The 17,022-nt window shown below is 26.5% G+C and carries 23 protein-coding genes and 1 pseudogene; 18 read left to right on the top strand and 6 right to left on the bottom strand.

Features of this window, described 5'->3' with window-relative positions; genetic code table 11:
- Positions 1 to 67 precede the first annotated feature (67 nt).
- From mscL to MBSPM3_RS00295, 4 genes are all read right to left on the bottom strand, one after another.
- On the bottom strand, positions 68 to 505 hold the full coding sequence (gene mscL, locus MBSPM3_RS00305) for a large conductance mechanosensitive channel protein MscL (RefSeq protein WP_069028038.1): 438 nt from the start codon (positions 503 to 505) through the stop codon (positions 68 to 70).
- Between the two features lie 542 nt (positions 506 to 1,047).
- On the bottom strand, positions 1,048 to 1,191 hold the full coding sequence (locus MBSPM3_RS03095) for a hypothetical protein (protein WP_165383228.1): 144 nt from the start codon (positions 1,189 to 1,191) through the stop codon (positions 1,048 to 1,050).
- 321 nt (positions 1,192 to 1,512) lie between these two features.
- Positions 1,513 to 1,707: a hypothetical protein gene (locus MBSPM3_RS02965; RefSeq protein WP_157084477.1), complete on the bottom strand. Its 195-nt coding sequence runs from the start codon at positions 1,705 to 1,707 to the stop codon at positions 1,513 to 1,515.
- Positions 1,708 to 1,882: 175 nt separating this feature from the next.
- Positions 1,883 to 2,335 carry a hypothetical protein gene (locus tag MBSPM3_RS00295; RefSeq protein WP_069028036.1) on the bottom strand — a complete coding sequence of 151 codons (453 nt, stop codon included), beginning with the start codon at positions 2,333 to 2,335 and terminating at the stop codon, positions 1,883 to 1,885.
- A gap of 151 nt (positions 2,336 to 2,486) precedes the next feature.
- Here MBSPM3_RS00295 and MBSPM3_RS00290 point away from each other — a divergent pair, with 151 nt between their 5' ends.
- The 16 genes and pseudogenes from MBSPM3_RS00290 (at position 2,487) to nrdF (ending at position 13,703) form a co-directional block, all read left to right on the top strand.
- On the top strand, positions 2,487 to 2,843 hold the full coding sequence (locus tag MBSPM3_RS00290; RefSeq protein ID WP_069028035.1) for a hypothetical protein: 357 nt from the start codon (positions 2,487 to 2,489) through the stop codon (positions 2,841 to 2,843).
- A gap of 306 nt (positions 2,844 to 3,149) precedes the next feature.
- Positions 3,150 to 3,671 (top strand): hypothetical protein, encoded by a 522-nt coding sequence (locus MBSPM3_RS00285; RefSeq protein WP_069028034.1) that lies wholly within the window; start codon positions 3,150 to 3,152, stop codon positions 3,669 to 3,671.
- A 69-nt stretch (positions 3,672 to 3,740) separates the two neighbouring features.
- Positions 3,741 to 4,109, top strand: a complete 369-nt coding sequence (locus tag MBSPM3_RS00280) for a hypothetical protein (protein WP_069028033.1) — start codon at positions 3,741 to 3,743, stop codon at positions 4,107 to 4,109.
- Positions 4,110 to 4,182: 73 nt separating this feature from the next.
- Complete coding sequence (locus MBSPM3_RS02960) at positions 4,183 to 4,326, top strand: hypothetical protein (protein ID WP_157084476.1); 144 nt, start codon at positions 4,183 to 4,185, stop codon at positions 4,324 to 4,326.
- Positions 4,327 to 4,361: 35 nt separating this feature from the next.
- Positions 4,362 to 4,547 carry a hypothetical protein gene (locus tag MBSPM3_RS00275; protein WP_069028032.1) on the top strand — a complete coding sequence of 62 codons (186 nt, stop codon included), beginning with the start codon at positions 4,362 to 4,364 and terminating at the stop codon, positions 4,545 to 4,547.
- Between the two features lie 314 nt (positions 4,548 to 4,861).
- Complete coding sequence (locus MBSPM3_RS03090; protein ID WP_232308844.1) at positions 4,862 to 5,029, top strand: hypothetical protein; 168 nt, start codon at positions 4,862 to 4,864, stop codon at positions 5,027 to 5,029.
- Positions 5,030 to 5,296: 267 nt separating this feature from the next.
- The gene (locus MBSPM3_RS00265; RefSeq protein WP_232308843.1) at positions 5,297 to 5,800 is read left to right on the top strand and encodes a hypothetical protein; all 504 of its coding nucleotides are present in this window, start codon (positions 5,297 to 5,299) and stop codon (positions 5,798 to 5,800) included.
- Positions 5,801 to 5,915: 115 nt separating this feature from the next.
- Positions 5,916 to 6,371, top strand: a complete 456-nt coding sequence (locus MBSPM3_RS00260; RefSeq protein WP_069028031.1) for an effector protein — start codon at positions 5,916 to 5,918, stop codon at positions 6,369 to 6,371.
- A 124-nt stretch (positions 6,372 to 6,495) separates the two neighbouring features.
- Positions 6,496 to 6,714 (top strand): hypothetical protein, encoded by a 219-nt coding sequence (locus MBSPM3_RS00255; RefSeq protein ID WP_069028030.1) that lies wholly within the window; start codon positions 6,496 to 6,498, stop codon positions 6,712 to 6,714.
- Positions 6,715 to 6,939: 225 nt separating this feature from the next.
- A pseudogene (locus tag MBSPM3_RS00250) lies at positions 6,940 to 7,479 on the top strand (YqaJ viral recombinase family nuclease); the annotation flags it as partial.
- 55 nt (positions 7,480 to 7,534) lie between these two features.
- Positions 7,535 to 8,599 carry an AAA family ATPase gene (locus MBSPM3_RS00245; RefSeq protein ID WP_232308842.1) on the top strand — a complete coding sequence of 355 codons (1,065 nt, stop codon included), beginning with the start codon at positions 7,535 to 7,537 and terminating at the stop codon, positions 8,597 to 8,599.
- Between the two features lie 27 nt (positions 8,600 to 8,626).
- Positions 8,627 to 8,794, top strand: a complete 168-nt coding sequence (locus MBSPM3_RS03085; RefSeq protein WP_232308841.1) for a hypothetical protein — start codon at positions 8,627 to 8,629, stop codon at positions 8,792 to 8,794.
- A gap of 17 nt (positions 8,795 to 8,811) precedes the next feature.
- Positions 8,812 to 9,054: a hypothetical protein gene (locus MBSPM3_RS00240; protein ID WP_069028029.1), complete on the top strand. Its 243-nt coding sequence runs from the start codon at positions 8,812 to 8,814 to the stop codon at positions 9,052 to 9,054.
- Positions 9,041 to 9,319 carry a hypothetical protein gene (locus MBSPM3_RS00235; protein WP_232308840.1) on the top strand — a complete coding sequence of 93 codons (279 nt, stop codon included), beginning with the start codon at positions 9,041 to 9,043 and terminating at the stop codon, positions 9,317 to 9,319. The genes MBSPM3_RS00240 and MBSPM3_RS00235 overlap by 14 nt, the downstream gene beginning before the upstream one ends.
- A 466-nt stretch (positions 9,320 to 9,785) precedes the next feature.
- Positions 9,786 to 12,329 carry a class 1b ribonucleoside-diphosphate reductase subunit alpha gene (gene nrdE / locus MBSPM3_RS00230; protein ID WP_069028027.1) on the top strand — a complete coding sequence of 848 codons (2,544 nt, stop codon included), beginning with the start codon at positions 9,786 to 9,788 and terminating at the stop codon, positions 12,327 to 12,329.
- Between the two features lie 321 nt (positions 12,330 to 12,650).
- A complete protein-coding gene (nrdF, locus tag MBSPM3_RS00225; protein ID WP_069028026.1) occupies positions 12,651 to 13,703 on the top strand; it encodes a class 1b ribonucleoside-diphosphate reductase subunit beta in 1,053 nt (350 codons plus the stop codon).
- A gap of 986 nt (positions 13,704 to 14,689) precedes the next feature.
- Here the strand turns inward: nrdF and MBSPM3_RS02955 are convergent.
- A complete protein-coding gene (locus MBSPM3_RS02955; RefSeq protein WP_157084475.1) occupies positions 14,690 to 14,872 on the bottom strand; it encodes a hypothetical protein in 183 nt (60 codons plus the stop codon).
- A gap of 98 nt (positions 14,873 to 14,970) precedes the next feature.
- On the opposite strand from MBSPM3_RS02955, the gene MBSPM3_RS00210 reads away from it, so the two are divergent.
- Together MBSPM3_RS00210 and MBSPM3_RS00200 are read left to right on the top strand one after the other, a co-directional pair.
- Entirely contained in the window at positions 14,971 to 15,228 is a 258-nt protein-coding gene (locus tag MBSPM3_RS00210; RefSeq protein ID WP_157084474.1) for a hypothetical protein, read from the top strand.
- A gap of 988 nt (positions 15,229 to 16,216) precedes the next feature.
- A complete protein-coding gene (locus MBSPM3_RS00200) occupies positions 16,217 to 16,444 on the top strand; it encodes a hypothetical protein (RefSeq protein WP_069028021.1) in 228 nt (75 codons plus the stop codon).
- Here MBSPM3_RS00200 and MBSPM3_RS00195 read toward each other — a convergent pair.
- The gene (locus MBSPM3_RS00195) at positions 16,423 to 16,710 is read right to left on the bottom strand and encodes a hypothetical protein (protein WP_069028020.1); all 288 of its coding nucleotides are present in this window, start codon (positions 16,708 to 16,710) and stop codon (positions 16,423 to 16,425) included. The genes MBSPM3_RS00200 and MBSPM3_RS00195 overlap by 22 nt on opposite strands.
- Positions 16,711 to 17,022: the final 312 nt, after the last annotated feature.

Here is a 17,022-nt window from a genome sequence, read left to right as displayed (position 1 = left end):
AAAAATAGTCCCTTATAATTATTTTAATAACAACTAAATAATATTTATTGTTAATACTAACTTGCAATTACTTATTTGATTTCAAAATATCTTTAATTTCTTCTAATAAAGCAATTTCTTTATCAAGACTTTGTTGTAAAAGTAACATATTATTATCGACTTTATCCTTTTGCAAAGGATTTTTCCATGACATTAAAGTTAAAATAGTATAAATAATAAAAGAAAGCAACAAAAACTCTAAAATAGTTTGCAAAAAATTACCATAACCAAGATAAGTATTAGCTTTAATTTCCAATTGCAACTCTTTTAAAGCCCCAGTATAATTAAACAACAAAGAAAAAAGAGGCATAATAATATCTGCTACCAAAGAACTTACAATTTTGGCAAAAAGTTGTCCTATTACAACTGCAACAGCTAAATTAATGACATTACCACGAGCAATAAAAGCTTTAAAACCTTTAGCAAATTTAAAAGATTTAGAGGTAAAATTATAATTTTCTATCATTTCAAAACTCCTTTTTAATAAAAAATTAAAAATAGGTTTTGTAATTATTTTAGTTATTGTATCAAAATAAAGGAATAAAAAAAGTCAAAAAAAGGATTCAAAACTCTTTAAAATTTTAGATTTTAATATTTTTATAAAACAATTTTAATAAATAACAAATATGAAAAAATAATTTGAAAAATCAAAAATGGGATGTTTTTTTAAATGGGTTGAAATTAAATTATTGCAAAACTCAAAAAGAAAAACGCAAAACAATACTTTAAAATCAAAAGACCAACCAATAAAAAACCAACTTTTAACACTTTAAATAAAATGGTTTTTTACATTTGTATTATAACATTTTTTAATTATAAAAATAGCAAAATATCTAAAAAAATATTTAATTATAAGTGTTTGGGGTTCAGTGAGGTTTTTTCTTTTGTTCTTTATATTATAAACAAAATTAACTAACATATTAAAAAAATATTAAAAGTTCTATAATCTATTAATAAACTAGATATTAAAAAAGGAAAGAAACACACAATATTAAATATTTTATATAATTAACCTAATTCTTTATTTATACCATAATAAAATAAAAAAAGAGCAAACAAATAAGAAATGCTGCCAACTAATCTAGACCATTCAAAAATTTGAATTTCAATTAATCTTTTTCCCTTTTGTTCTTGTTTTTGGGTTTCTTTCAAACATTTCTTTAAACTATTAATTGATTGTAAAACATAAGTTTGTTTTTTAATAATTATTGTAAGATATAAAAACCTCAAACTAAGTAAATAGTTTGAGGTTATAATTATGAATTATGTTTTATTTGTAGTTAATGAATTTATTTTTTACCCTTAAATAAACGAAAAAATAAATATAATAATATTAAATACCTCTTTCCAATTTAATATAAATACTTAAATTTTTATCTTTTATCATTTTTTATATTACCTAAATAAGTAATAACATATATAAAAAGTTCAAATATACTACAAAATACTTCTATACTAGAAAGCCATAAAAAATTAACTAAAATTCCATTCACATTCTTTGGCAAGCACTTTATTTTTAGCAAAGTTATCTAATTGATGTAAAACATAAACCCATCTTAAAATACCTATGATAAAAGTTATTAAGGATAAAAAATATAAGGATAATAAGAAAAAAGAAGTTAGAAAAATAATTATGATAGCAGTATAAAGAAAAACAAATAATTTCACCAATAAAACTAATAAGAAAAAATATTTTTAAAACTTTAATGAATCCAGGATAAACTTTAATTTTATTTATTTTATATAAAACAGTAATAAAAACTAAAATCAAAATAGTAATTAACAAAGATATTAAAGGAACTAAAGGAATTAAATGTTGAATAAAAGGGGGAAAGTCCAAATATTATTTCCCATAAAAGCGGTAAAAGCAAAATAAAGCAGCATACAAAAAACCTACTAATATAACAACCATCAAATAAAGAGCTATCGGCAAAAAACAATTCCAATAATAAAGACTTAATTTATAAAAACAACATATCAAAATAATGATTAATTTAAAGCCAATTAAAAATAAAATCAATTCCTTTATATTTGTTATTTTGGTTTGTAAAAAAGAATATAATGTACTGTGATAGTGGCTTAATAACTGATAAATAATTAATCCTGATAGTAAACAAAATAAATTAAGGATAAAAAATTTTATAAAAACCATCTTATAAGAAACTATTTTATCAGTTTTATTAGAAACATGTTTTTGCATTAATTTATTTATTTTTTGATTTTTATGATTATGAGATTTTTTTAACAATTTATTAAAATACTCAGGATTATCAAAAATGAAATCTAAGAACTTCATATTTATCAATCCTCCTTATAATTTTAGTTTGTTCTTTTACCACAATAAATATTTAAATATTGAGGACCGAACCCGTGTTTAGGTTTTAAAATATTAATTAAAACATGCGAAGAATTAGAAATTTCACTTTTTTGGACATACAGTTGTTGCTTTGAGTGTAGGCAGAATTATTAATTCAGTTTCTGCCCAAACTTTGATTAATTATAATGCTGATGGTGGAATTTCTTATTATCGACTAGATGATAGCATTATGAAAGAAAAAGATTATTTAGATGAAGTTATTATTAATCTTAGCGGGCGTGCTGCTGAAGTACTTTTATTTCAAACGGATGGCGGTTCAAAGAATTATGTAGATGATGCGTTTCAAGCTAAAAGAGAAATTGAAAAAATGTTTCACAAATTCCCAAATAATCACTATTTACAACAAAGAGATGGCAATACAACAAAAGCAACAAAAGATGTTTTAGATTATTGTTATAATGAAATTAAAAAAATTAATCAATCATAAATTAATATGGAAAATAATAATTCAAATGTTATTGTATAAGCAAACTTTGGATTAAAATAGCAATTTGCTCACTGATTCTATGAAAAATCTAGATAGACGACTTAATTCTTTATCTTGAATTTGGTAATAATTAATCTTTAATCATGCCAAATTAAAGCTGTATGAAGTTAAAATAAATATTTATCATTAAGAATAACTTTTTAAAAATTTATAAAATTTATAACATTTTTTATCAATTAAAAAATACTATTTAAATTTCAAAAAAATATTTATAAAATAAAAGAAAAAGGGAAGGCCTTAAAGAATATGAACGATAATTTAAAACAACTTTGGATGAAAAAGAAAAAATTATTTTTAGTTACACTACTATTATTTTGTGTTGTTTCTTTGTGTTTAGGAGTTTATTTATATAAAAAATATGCCAAAACACCAACAAATAACCAAACTCAAACAGCAAATAATTTACAAGAAGTTAATCAAGATTTGATGAGAGTTGCTTTTCCTAAAGAATTAAGTCAGTTATGTCCTTTATATCCATTAGGTGCACACAATGCTGATCCTAGCGAACAAGGATTTCATAAAAATATTTACAAATTATTGACGCAACCCTTTTTTAAAGAAAAAATGGAAAATGAAAATAGCGTTTTTCTGCCTAATTTAGTTGTTAGTGTTAAAAGTTGCAATGAAGAACAACAACAAGAACATATCATGGGAAATTCCGAACAAGTACAAGCTGCTAAAACAGTTTTAAGTGAAAATTATCTTTTTGAATTAAAACAAGGATTAAAATTTGAAAATGATGAAGAAATTAATTGTGATGTGGTATAAAATACCATTGAAAAATATATTAAATATTATGATAACTATTATTCTAATTCCAATACACAAGATCAAACAGTGCAATTCAAAAACAAAGTTAAAGGATTAAAAAACCTTGGTCTAGATATGAAAGAAGATCAAAATTTAACACAAGTACAACAATTAAATCAATGTTTTGAAAAAGTAGATAATTATAAATTTAAAATAAAATATCAAAGTCCTCAAGCTTTGTTAGAAGTATTAAAAAAAGTTAATAATTTAGTTCTTTTATCTCCTCAAAATTTTCAAGATTCATGTGTAGGAAGCGATTTTAAGTGCGGTACGCGTTTGTATCTTATGGTCCTTATAAAGTCCAAGAAGGTTATAATCCTAAAAAATGGTTTTTTGTTAAAAATAAAAATGATTTTACTTATTATAATCCTCAAACTAATTTACCAAAAACAGTAGAGGTTTTATTGCTCCTTTAGAAGAACACAAAACATTATTAAAACAACATAAATTGAGTTTTGTAGTTCCTTTTATGCCAAGAGAATTTAATTATTTAGATATTTATACAAATCATCCAGGTTTAAAACCAATTTTTTCTTCTGATTTTATATCTTTATTTCGAGTTAATATAGAAAATGATGAAAACGATTATTTAAAAAAGGTTCTGGGTTATTAAAAGATCTTAATTTTAGAAAAGCTTTATTTTATGGTATGGCACGTCAAAAATTAGACAACAATCCTACTATTAATTTATCTTCTGATAAAGCTAAAGTGTCTAAAACTGCTTCTTATTATAATTTAACCCAACAACATAAAGATAATGTTAATCAATTATTACAAGAAGATGGTGTTCTAAATAAGAAAAACAAGCCCTCCAAGATGAAATTAACCAATTAACCACTGAATTCCAACAAAAAGAAACAGAATATCAAACCATCATCACCCAAAAAAACCAAGAAATTACCCAATTAAACCAAATAATCAACCAACAAGCTGAAGGAATCAACCGTTTAAGTGATGAATTAGAACAACAAATCGATAAATGGGTTCAACAAGGTCTACAAATCCAAGCTCTCGAAGGAACCATAAAAACCTTAGAATCAGTATCAGGAAAATATCTCCAAGAAAACGCCGAACTCCGTCACGAAATAGAAACTCTCAAAGAAAAACTAAAAAATGAAAAAGAACAACATGAAGAAACTAAAAACATTTTGAAAACACGTGATAATGAATTAACCACCAAAACCATTGAATACGAAAAACTTAATGATATGATCACAGACCAAAAAACCTGGAAAGGCTCTTTCCAACCTATACGTACAAATATTAATGATAAAATTATAAAACCAGTAACTTCTTGGTTCCGCAAATGGTTTTAATTGATATTTCACTAGGTAAATATGTTAAAATGAGTTTATATAAAAAGATTATCAAAGGAAAAAATAATCATGATCAAAATTAAAAAAAAATCAAATGGTTTTTCTTAATCATTATTTTTATCGTGGTAGCTCTTATTGGTTTTATCATCTTAACTGAAACAGGAGTAATCAAACTCCCAAAAAAAACCAATTCCTACCCTTCAAGAAACCAAATCTACTATCTTCAAAGAATGGGAAGAAATAGATAGTCGCGGTAGAACAATTCCTATGATTCAAATTAAATATACTTTTGATGGCCTTAATGGCATTGGTTATTACCAAAAACAATTAAATGACAAAACTAATAAAAAATTTTTTGAGCTCGAAACAATCAAAGACCGCCTCGAATCCCAACTCGAACCTGATAACCTCGTCTGTTACATCAAAGACCGTCATCCCTTCGACCGTTGGAACAAAAGAGGGGCAACTTCAGAAGATTTTGGTTTTATAAATGGGTTCGACAGCGCATCTTTTGATATGAAAGACGGTAGTTTTTTGCGTAATAATATTACCTTCGAAAAACAACAAAACGAAGGCCCAGGAAATAACAAATTAATCCTCAAATACAAAGGTCCCAAACACTTATTACAAGAAGACAAAGACTACTACCTTGGAGAAATTTATACCCACAATGATAACTTCAAACTAACTCATTTCCACCTCCACTTCAACCCTGTCCGCCCCAAGAAGCTGAAAATAATAAAAGAACAGACACTGACTGGTGATAAATAATAAGTGTTGATTTATTTACTTTTTTAATGATTAACAAATATAAGAATTTATAAATCAAAAAAAAATAAAAATTAAAAAAAATAGCAAATCTATATTAGAAAGTTTTTCAAAAAAAATGAATTTAAATTTAAAAAATGTTAACTATACTTCAGTTTTTTTATTTATAATATTTTTACTTTTCATATTTACAAATTATTTTATAAAATCTAATTTTATTTATGCTGGTCAAGTTTATTCAGGAATTAAAAAAACAGATTCTTCAGAACAATTATTTGATTCTTCAGAAACAAAAATTGAGTTTTTAAGATCTAAAATAGATGATTTATCTAGACGAAGAAATTCAATATTAAAAGAAATTACTAGAATAGAAGAAACATTATCATTTCATTTAAAAATTAGAAGTAAACAAAATCCTAACACTTCAGAAAGAAATTCAAGTTTTTTAAAATTTCAAATATCTTTTTTAAAAGAAAAAAAATCTTCTCTTAAAAAAAATTTATATGAAATAAATTTAGAACAAATAGATTTAGAAATCCAATTAAGAAAAAAAATAAATTTTCTTAAAAAATAACTTGTTTGTAACAAAATATATTAATTTACAATATAAATTAAATAAATAAATTTATTTAACTATAAACAAAAAGACCCTTTCATAAGGGTCTTTTTTATTTTAAACGAAAGGAAAACTAAAAATTATGTTCATTAAAAAAAACTTACCAGCTTTACCGAATAATCTTCTTTTATTCATTATTATCTTTACCTTATTAATCCCTTTAATTTTTATTAATTATTTAATTAAATTCTATCTTTTTACTTATCAATTAAGCATCAAAAGATTAAAGAAAGGTATCGTAGTTAGATTTTATCAATATTTAACCACTACTAAAACTAATAATCATGCGGAACCTAATTAATACTTGGTTAACTAAACTAAATAATTGGTTTGCTGATATAAGTAATTGTTTTTTTAATAATCAAAACAAGTGGCTAAATTTAACCTTATTAACCATTCTTTTATTATCCCTGCCTCATCTCTTATGTTTAATTGATTTCATCTTTAAATGTCTTTATCATATAATTAAATTTATTTATTATTTCTTTAAATATATTATTTCATTCTTTAGAAAAGGAAAATAACCATGCAAATAACCTTATCCCAACGTACCAAAGAATGGTATCAACATCGTAAACAATACATTAACGCCTCAGAAATGGGCAGTATCACAGGCCATGACAAATTCCGTTCCTTAAATCAACTAGTTCATGACAAAATCTTTGGCACTACTTTGACAAGTAACAAATACACCGAACATGGTAATAAAACCGAACCTTTAGCGAGAACTTTCTTTGAAAAACAACCAAACTCACTTATCCTGATACCATCTTTACAGATGACAAAGAAAAAATGTTTTCCGCTTCTTTAGATGTTTATAATGCTAAAACCAACACTCTCTTAGAAATCAAATGTCCTTATCGTGATGAAAACAACAAAATATCAAACACTTGGGATGGCTTTTTTTTCAAATAAAGAAGTCCCTTTAAACTACTGGGCTCAAGTCCAATGTCAACTTTATTGTTCTCAAGCTAAATTTGCTTATTTCTTAGTTTATTTTAACGATAATGATTATTATGTAGTTCGTATTTACCAAGACAATAACTTCATTAATAAAATGATTCAAAAGGAACGATTTTAAAGAATATATTTTTACCAGGAAAAAAATAAGATATGATCAAGTGTTTCAAAAACTGGAAAATAAAAAAGTAAAAGAAATTCAATTATTTTATAAACAAAATAGTTTTTATAATGCCAATAATCAAGAATACTATTTTATAGTAATTAAAGATCAAAATGGCAATTGGTTTAATAGTATTTTGACTTACGAATTAAAAAAATATTTTTTTAACAGTTCTATATTAAAAAATAGTAATCTATTAGATAATATGACAGAAAAAAAATTTAGTTTTAATCCTTTAGAAATTATTTTAAGTTTATTTAAGAATTTATATATTTTTTTGTTTGGCATCTATATTATGTATTCTATTAAAACTCTTACAAATAATTCATCTAAAAAAAATCAAATTTCTAATAAACAAAAATTTCTTTTTAACTTTGAAGATGTAGCAGGAAATAGAGAAGAACAAGAAGAGCTCAAAGAGTTAGTTGATTTTTTAAAGCATCCTAAAAAATATGAAAAGATGGGAGCATCAATTCCTAAAGGTGTTATTCTTTCAGGTCCTCCAGGAACAGGAAAAACCTTACTTGCAAAAGCTTTAGCAGGAGAAGCAGGAGTGCCTTTTTATGCTGTTTCTGTTTCTGAAATGGTAGATCCTTATTTTGGTGTAGGAGCTAAAAAGATTAGAAATTTATTTAAAGAAGTAAGAAATAATGCTCCTTGTGTTTTGTTTATTGATGAAATAGATACTATTGGTAAAAAAAGAGGTGCTATTCAAAATGATGATGGCTCTATTATTAATCAATTACTTACCGAAATGGACGGTTTTACTAAATCATTGGGAGTAATTATTATTGCTGCTACTAATAGAATAGACGTTCTAGATCCTGCCTTACTACGTCCAGGACGCTTTTATAGACAAGTAATAGTAGGATTCCCCGATCTTAAAGCAAGAGAGTCTATTTTGAAAGTACATGCTAGAAATAAAAAAATAGATCCTTTAGTTGATTTGTTTTGTATTGCTAAAATGACACCTAAAATGAGTGGAGCTCAACTGGAAGCTGTTCTTAATGAAGCTTCTATTTTGACTGTTAGAAATAATAAAGATTTAATTACTAAACAATAATTAGAAGAAGCAATTGACCGTGTTTTAATGGGTCCTGCAAAAAAATCAGTGAAATACAATGAAGAAGAAAGGAAAATGGTAGCTTATCACGAAGCAGGACATGCTATTATAGGGTTGAAATTGCCTTTTTCTCAAAAGGTGCAAAAAATAACTATTATTCCGAGGGGAACTGCGGGTGGTTATAATCTATATTAACTTTAAAGTTCCCTTCTATGTTTGCTATACATAAAATTTGTATTCAAAAAACCACTTCTGATGGATCAACAACTTTGGGTTATAATTCATTGACAAATATTCAAGCACAAGGTATTTGTAAACCTATGACTTTGTTATATTGGGGTGGGGCTGCAGCTCAACAAATGTTGTCTAATCAAGCAAAATTTCAAAAGAACAAATATTTTCTGGCATTGATGATGATTATACAAATGGTATTGAAAAAAATTGATGGAAAATAATAGTTTTGACCAAGTAGATATTCAAGCATTATACAAACAAGCTTGCACCATTATAGAAAATAATAAAGAACTTTGGGGAAAAATAGCTCAAGAATTATATAATAAAAAAATTTTATATCCAAATGATATAAATAGGATTTTGCTCAATAATAAAGAGTTAGTGGATAAGTTACGTTCATATTTTTTAACTGTTTCAAAACTTTCTAACTGTTTCATTTATTTAGACAACTTAATATTTTTTAATAATATAAAGACCAACTTTTGAGTTGGTCTTTTTTTAAAGAGTTTTCTTGCATTTCTAAAAGCCCATTTGCATGTTTTATCCCCTCCTACATTCATCTTTTTCTTACTTTTTTTTCATTTTGCATCTGCTCAATTACCTAAATAGTTTGGTAGCTTAAATATTTATTCTATACTGGGACGAATTATTTTGACGAATAAGCCTTTTCTAAAATATGTTTTTTAAGCCATTTAATGCCGCTATATTTTTTTCTTTTGATATAATATTAATATAAAATACATATTATTAGAATAATAATATAATGCATGCAAATTTAATTTATTATTTAAAATACGTAATATATTTGACAGTAAGCTAACTTATTTCAAACAATTTTAACTTTTTCATGTATTAAATTAACTGAAATACATTATTGAAATGCAAATATGAATTAAATCAAACTGCAAAAAAAAAATCACAAAAAAAGCCAAAGAAGCAAAAGGAGTTTTTAATGCCAGCCTTATTTCCCAAAAAAATTAAAGTTATTTATGATGGTCTCTTGCAAGGTCAAGTTTATGAAATGGCTCAAAGTCTAGACTTTTCCTTTCAACATATCCAAGATGCCCTTTCCAAATTAACCGATGAAAACGTTTTTTTACTTACTCGCAGTGTGAAATTTGGACAAGTATCTGATGATGCCAAAACTTTTTTAGACAAAAACGCTACCAAAGTAATAGGTGTTGCTGTGTCTGGCAATAAAAATTGGGGCAAAAACTATGGCAAAGCAGGCGACACCATCGCTTCTACTTACAATGTGCCTTTGGTTCTCAAATTCGAAGGTTCGGGCATGCCAGAAGAAAGAGCTTTTTTAAAAAAATGGCTTGCTTGCTATTGTAACGACCAAAAATTGCCTTCTTATCAATCCCAAACGCAAGCACAACTTCAAACACTCACCCCAAAAAAAAACGTCTTGCCACCTTGGATTACACTCAACAATCAAATTATTGACGAACAAGGAAACATCAAAGACCTCAATAAAGATAAAGAAGCTTTACAAAGTTTTTTGCAAGAAGGAGTTTTGCCCAAACTAAAACGTTTTGCCACTTTGCAAGAAAAATTAACTTTTTTACAAGAAAAAGAATATTATGAAAGTACTTTTTTGCAAAAATACACCCACTCGCAAATTAAAGAAATCTACCAAATTGCCTACCAAAAGAATTTCACTTTCCCAACTTTTATGGGAGCTTTCAAATTTTACCACGATTACGCCCTTAAAACTCGTGACAAACAACACTATTTAGAAACCTACGAAGACCGCTTGTCAGTAAACGCCCTTTATCATGCCAAAGGTGACTTTGAAATTGCCAAACGCCTCATTGTATCCTTAATCAACCAAGACTTTACTCCTGCAACTCCCACTTTGCTCAACACAGGCAAAAAACATCGTGGCGAATTTGTCTCTTGCTTTTTGTTAGAAGCTGGTGACTCTTTAAACGACATTGCCCGCATTAATGAATTTTCGATGCAACTTTCCAAAATTGGCGGTGGCGTTTCGATTAACATCACTAATTTGCGTGCCAAAGGTGAATCTATCAAAGGCATCAAAGGCGTGTGTAAAGGTGTTGTAGGTGTGTGCAAATTATTAGACCACAGTTTCCGTTATGCTGATCAAATGGGACAACGTACAGGTGCTGGCGCTGTTTATTTGAACGTTTTTCACTCCGATATCATTGATTTTTTAAGTACGAAAAAATTAAGCGCTGACGAGGATGTTCGTGTCAAAACTTTATCTTTGGGCGTTGTATTTCCTAATAAAATGATTGAACTTGCCCGCAACAAAGAAGTTATGTATACCTTTTTCCCGCACACTGTTTTCTTAGAATACGGCAAAAATTTTGCTGACATCGCAGTTGATATGGACTATTGGTACGATATTCTAGTTGCCAATCCCAAAGTGCAAAAAAAAGCCATCAATCCACGCCAACTCTTAGAACTTATTGCCCACATGCAAGGCGAATCAGGCTATCCTTACTTAATGTTTTGCGACAACACCAATCAAGCAAACACTTCCGATCTGAAAGTCAAGTTTTCTAATTTATGTACTGAAATCCTCCAACCCACTATCACTTCACATTACAAAGATTACCATCAAACCCAAAAAGACGAAATTGGTATGGACGTTTCATGCAATCTAGCATCAGGACACATGGGAAACATGATTACTAACAATACCATTCAAGAAACTGTTTTTATGGCGATGGAAGTAATGAACTGTGTTTCTGAAAACACTAACATTAGTTATGTGCCAGCTGTTGCCAAAGCTAATTTTCTTAACCGCAGTGTAGGTTTTGGAATTATGGGTCATCACGGTTTTTTAGCTCAAAATTACATTGCTTTTGGAAGTGAAGAAAACAAAGATTTAATTGATGTTTTTTTCAATGCCGTTAATTTTTACAGCCTTCTTCATTCTTGCAATAAAGCTAAAACCACAGGTAAAAAGTTTTATCGTTTTGAACAATCCAAATACGCTGATGGTAGTTATTTTGACAATCGCGGTGAAATTTTACCCAAAACTGCCAAAATCAAAAAAATGTTCCAAAACATCACCTTGCCCACGCAAAACGATTGGCACCAACTTAAACAAGATGTTATGCAATTTGGGCTCTACAATTCTCATCGCCTCGCAGTGGCTCCAAACGGCTCAATTGGATACATTATGGGAGCAACTCCTTCTTTGACTCCTGTAAAACAATTAGTAGAGGAACGCACCTATGGCAACTCCAAAACTTACTGTCCAATGCCTGCCTTAAAACAAGCTTCCTTTATGTACACCACTGCTTATAAAATGAACAAATACGACCTCATTGATGTTATTGCCATTGCCCAAAAGCACGTTGATCAAGGTATTTCGTTTGAACTTGGTATTACATCTGATATTACTACGCGTGAATTACAAAAATACTATCTTTATGCTCATCATAAAAAGATAAAAACCCTTTATTACACACGAACCCAAAAGCTAAAAATTGATGAATGTGAGGCTTGTGGTGTTTAAAAACACCCTATAAAATCGAATAAAAAATAATTAATGGAATAAAACTTTCATTAATACACTATATTTATAAATCTCAGGCAAGTTTGATTGCTTCTCGTACTTGGTTTTTTGTGATTTTGTTTTTGCTAAAATAAGGCTATCAAATGGATAGTCTTTTTTTATTCTTAACAAAGATTATTTCTTGCCTCAACCTCTTTTATATCAAAATAAATACCTTCATTATTTTCCAAATTACAATCCCAAATCACAACCCTTTCAATTTTATCCCAATTAATTTATACTGAAAAATTCAAAAACCCTAAAAGAAAAAGGAGTAAATCAATGAAAACCAAAAATTCACAACCCCACCCAACTTCTAAAAGACCTTTTCAAGGAGCTAACTGGAATGTGTTAGAAGACAAATATACCCATTTTTTTTATGAACAAAATTTAAGCCAATTTTGGCGTCCTGAAGATATCAGTTTGCAAGGTGATCTTGCTGCTTGGAGTGAACTTACCTTAGAAGAAAAAACTGCTTATTCCCGCAATCTTTTAGTTCTTACTTTTTTAGATACTTATCAAGGTGATTTGGGTATGCCTGTTATTGCTCGTTCGTTAGAAGAACATGAACACCAAAAAAAAGCTACCCTTAATTTTATGGGAGCTATGGAAAATGCAGTACATGCTAAAAGTTATTCTAATATTTTTATGAGTTATTTAAATAACAAAGAAATTAATCAACTTTTTTTGTGGGGCAACCAGCAAACAAGCCTTCAAACTATGATGCAAGTAATTGTAAAAGTTTATGAGGCTTTGGAAGACCAAATTTATTTGAAAAAACAATCCTCCTTACAATTTAGTGAATTGGAATTTAAAAAAACTCAGTGGCAAGCTATGGCAGTATCGGTTTTTTTAGAAACTTGGTTGTTTTACAGTGGTTTTTACTATTCTTTATATTTTTATGGTCAAGGTAAATTAATGCAATCAGGAGAAATTATTAATTTAATTATTCGTGATGAAAGTATTCATGGTGTTTATGTGGGGCGTCTTGCAACTGAAATTTATCAACTGTTTGATAAGCCTACCCAACAAACTTTAAAAACATGGTTAGATGATTTGATGCAACAACTCTATCAAACCCAAACTTCCTTAGTTCATACCATTTATCATAAACTAAATTTAGAAGATGATGTTAATAAATTTGTGCGTTATAATGCCAATAAAGCTTTAATGAATTTGGGATTTGATGCTTTTTTTCCATCCGAAAATGTAAATCCTGTTATCATTAATGGACTTAATACTGAGACTAAAACTATGGATAACTTTTCTATGAAAGGAAATGGTTATCAAAAAATGCGCTCTGAGGCGTTGCAAGATGAAGATTTTTATTTTTAAGACACAATCAAAAATAAACAAAAAGACTAGTTTTTAAACTAGCTTTTTTTTGTTTTTAAAAACATTTATTTTTATCATAATTCCTTTCTTTTTATACTAAAATAAGTATTTTTGTGTTGAAACTTTATTTTTAGTGGTAAAATAAAATTAATTCATTGGCGTTTTTTTTGGGAAGAAAAAAACATATCAATGAGGGAAAGATTAAAAAGGAGGTTATAAAACATGTTACAAGAAAATAAAAAATGCGAATGTACTTAATAATTTGCTGTTTTTTTTGTTTCTTGCGTGTTTTATAATTTTGCAATTTATCATTTCTAACAAAAAATTAATTCATAATTTATTATATTTATTGTTATAAATATTTATCATTATTCTTTATCCTTTATTTTGTTGCACTAACCTATCCCAAAGAAAATAACTTATTTTATTCCAAATATATAACTTTCAAATCAAACCCAAAACTAAATCATTTTCGCCATAAATTATTTTAGAAAACAAACAACTTATAAATTCTAAAAAAGAGGTATTTAATATGGGTTTTTTGAACACTTAATTAATCCTTCTAAAAGAGTAAAAAAAATATTAAAACCACGTAATCCTGATGACGATATTACTTTTTTAGTACAAGAAAAAATTGAAGAAATTAAAAATCAAAAAAAATACCAATTAAGTAAAAAAATCAAATTAGTAACTCATAATACTGTTTTTATTAATTTTTTTATTTTATTATGTGTTTTTGTATTTGGTGGCTTATCTACTTATCTTTTTTCAAAACCGAATCTAATATTTATAAATATTTAGAATTTATTAAATCTTTAAAATTAAAAATTTATATTATTGATATCTCTGCATTTTGTCAATTTGCTATTGATGATTTATTAAAAGTAAATAATATAGATGCTAAAATAAAACTTTATTTTGGTATCTTAATGGTGCCTTGGGGTTTGATTTTTAGCAATTTCATCATTTCTTGTAGGCATTGGGTTTTATCTTTTCAATCCTTTATTAAAATTTGGGATTTCATTATTTGCTTTAGTTTCAGGTTTTATTTTTATAGGTTTTGTCCCTACTCTCTTGGAATTAAATAATGATCCTTTTTTAAAATTTTTGTCTTTGGTTTTGATAATAATCCCTATTATAGCAACTTCCTTAATTGTTGCTTTTGCCACTTATTTATATAATATTAAAAAAACTCAATTTCGTTTGCAAACCAAAATCCTTTTTATGGTTTCTTTTTTTTGGTACAATATTATTAGCTTTATTTGGTTTGGGTATCAATTTACAAAATCCATGGACTATTTTTGCTTCTTTATTGTGGTCTTTTTTTAATTTAATTATAGGTATTTTAATGTGGACTATTACTTTAGAAAATCTCGATCTTTTTGTAAAAGAACAAATTACTAAAAAATATGAATGGTTTATTATATGTCTTTTGTTTGGTAGTTTTTTTCAAATTTTTCTTTCTGTTTTTAAAATTTTAACATGCTTTGCATTTTATTTAAAGAAAAATAACTTTTGCCACTAAAATTAAATATTTTATATTATTAAATATTTATATAAATACACTATAAACATGATATAATAAAAATAATTCATCACGATAATGTATAAAGAAATTATGGACGATTATATTATGTTTTGTGAACTAGATAATTATTTGATTGATTTATATATTTTTATTAAATTCAATAAAATGGTGGTGTTTTATATGAAAGTAATCAATCTTTTTTAATTAATATTTTAATTATACTAAATATAAAATACATAATAAAATAAAATTTAAAAAGAGGTTATATTGTTTTTATTAAAAAAACTTTATTTTAAGAAATTACAATTATTTAGTTTTTTATTTTTAATATTATTTTATTCATTTAAAAGTTCTAAAGTTATGGCTTTTAATTCTGATGATTATGAACCAGATTATTCTCAAAAACATAATGTACTTGATTGGCGTCATTCCGATGGGCATATTTTTTCAGATAATGCTAGAGTTTTTATGGTATTTCAGGAATCAAACCCATTCCTTTTCATTCATATAAAGAATTTGTAAATGCAAATCATTTAATAAAAAATACTGCTTTAATAGCAAGTAATTTTGTCCCAATTCCTGGTTTTAAAAAAGTAGTTATCTTTGGGTTTGATGCTAAAGATGAATTTTTGCCAAGTTCTAAAATTGCTATGTTTAACGATATGCTAGATTATCATTTGAATTAAAATATAGAATAAGGTTTTTTCTTTTTTGATCTTTCTCAATTAGACGAAATTAAACAAGTAGAACTTACTTTTTGTGATTGTCCTACATATTCTACCCTTTTAAAAATAGCTAAAGATTTTTTTGAAGGAATAATAGATAACAATTTCGAAGTAACCCCTCAACAAATTGAGAAATTTGGCAAAGATATTGTTAAAACATTGCCACATTCTATAAAAACAGAAATAGTTAAAAAAGAATTAAAGAATATATTAATAAAAAGATTAATCAAAAAGTAGGACATGCTATTGCTAAAACAACTTTGAAAAAAAGTACTAAAAAAGCAGTAGATAGTTTTTGGGGCAAAGTATTTTTTCCTGAGGTTTTTGAATCAGCTGAGGCAGCAGAAAGAAAATACAAATCTTATGCGTATATAAATAAAAAAATTATTTTTGATATAACAAATAATTATTATAAAAAAACAATTCGATTTTCAGTTCATTTTCCTTCTGAAGATGTTATAGAAGTTTATGAATTATTTTTTAGATAATAACAAAAGATCTTATAGGTATGTCCTACTTCGTGTACTGCTGTTTTGAGCATTTTTTCATCAATTTGGTTATAATCAAGATTATTAAAATCTAAAGTTTTAGAAAAGTTAGGTTGTGTGTGTTCTTCAGATTTTTTAACATTATATTGAAGTTTGTCTGTTAATATTAAAAACCCAAAAACGCTACTTTCTATTAGAATTAAAACCACCAAAATTCCTAACCATACATATACATTTCTTTCCTTTTTCAATATTTTAATTTTCATAGTTAATTTGTCTTATTTTCTTTGAAATTAGGTTTATTTGTCAAGATTATTTTTTATAAATTTCAATATTTTTTTCTTTCTATTTATTTCTTTTTTAAAAAATGTTAAAATAAAATGAGCTAATTGCAATTGCAAAACTAAAAACTAAAAAAAGATAATGTTAAAATAAAATAATTGTTGTTTTCTTCATGGTAAATTTTTTACATCCTTTTTGCTCCTCTTTTAAAAATTAGCAGCAGTGATTAAAAAACTGCTATTAATGTAATTTTATCAAAAAAAACGATAAAATTTGCTCACTAATCCTTATATTCT

Source organism: Candidatus Phytoplasma zeae (assembly GCF_001712875.1).
Taxonomy (GTDB): Bacteria; Bacillota_I; Bacilli_A; order Acholeplasmatales; family Acholeplasmataceae; genus Phytoplasma; species Phytoplasma asteris.
The sequence above is the reverse complement of the archived record's forward strand: the minus strand, read 5'-3'. Positions and strand labels throughout refer to the sequence as shown.

Bases quoted from the DNA above. Each gene is read 5' to 3' on its own strand.
- nrdF (WP_069028026.1), top strand. From the start codon at position 12,651: ATGAAAACCAAAAATTCACAACCCCACCCAACTTCTAAAAGACCTTTT.
- MBSPM3_RS02960 (WP_157084476.1), top strand. From the start codon at position 4,183: ATGCCAAGAGAATTTAATTATTTAGATATTTATACAAATCATCCAGGT.
- MBSPM3_RS00260 (WP_069028031.1), top strand. From the start codon at position 5,916: ATGAATTTAAATTTAAAAAATGTTAACTATACTTCAGTTTTTTTATTT.
- MBSPM3_RS00195 (WP_069028020.1), bottom strand. From the start codon at position 16,710: ATGAAAATTAAAATATTGAAAAAGGAAAGAAATGTATATGTATGGTTA.
- nrdE (WP_069028027.1), top strand. From the start codon at position 9,786: ATGCCAGCCTTATTTCCCAAAAAAATTAAAGTTATTTATGATGGTCTC.
- MBSPM3_RS00295 (WP_069028036.1), bottom strand. From the start codon at position 2,335: ATGAAGTTCTTAGATTTCATTTTTGATAATCCTGAGTATTTTAATAAA.
- MBSPM3_RS00240 (WP_069028029.1), top strand. From the start codon at position 8,812: ATGTTTGCTATACATAAAATTTGTATTCAAAAAACCACTTCTGATGGA.
- MBSPM3_RS00255 (WP_069028030.1), top strand. From the start codon at position 6,496: ATGTTCATTAAAAAAAACTTACCAGCTTTACCGAATAATCTTCTTTTA.
- MBSPM3_RS00265 (WP_232308843.1), top strand. From the start codon at position 5,297: ATGATTCAAATTAAATATACTTTTGATGGCCTTAATGGCATTGGTTAT.
- MBSPM3_RS00275 (WP_069028032.1), top strand. From the start codon at position 4,362: ATGGCACGTCAAAAATTAGACAACAATCCTACTATTAATTTATCTTCT.
- MBSPM3_RS00285 (WP_069028034.1), top strand. From the start codon at position 3,150: ATGAACGATAATTTAAAACAACTTTGGATGAAAAAGAAAAAATTATTT.
- mscL (WP_069028038.1), bottom strand. From the start codon at position 505: ATGATAGAAAATTATAATTTTACCTCTAAATCTTTTAAATTTGCTAAA.
- MBSPM3_RS03085 (WP_232308841.1), top strand. From the start codon at position 8,627: ATGGGTCCTGCAAAAAAATCAGTGAAATACAATGAAGAAGAAAGGAAA.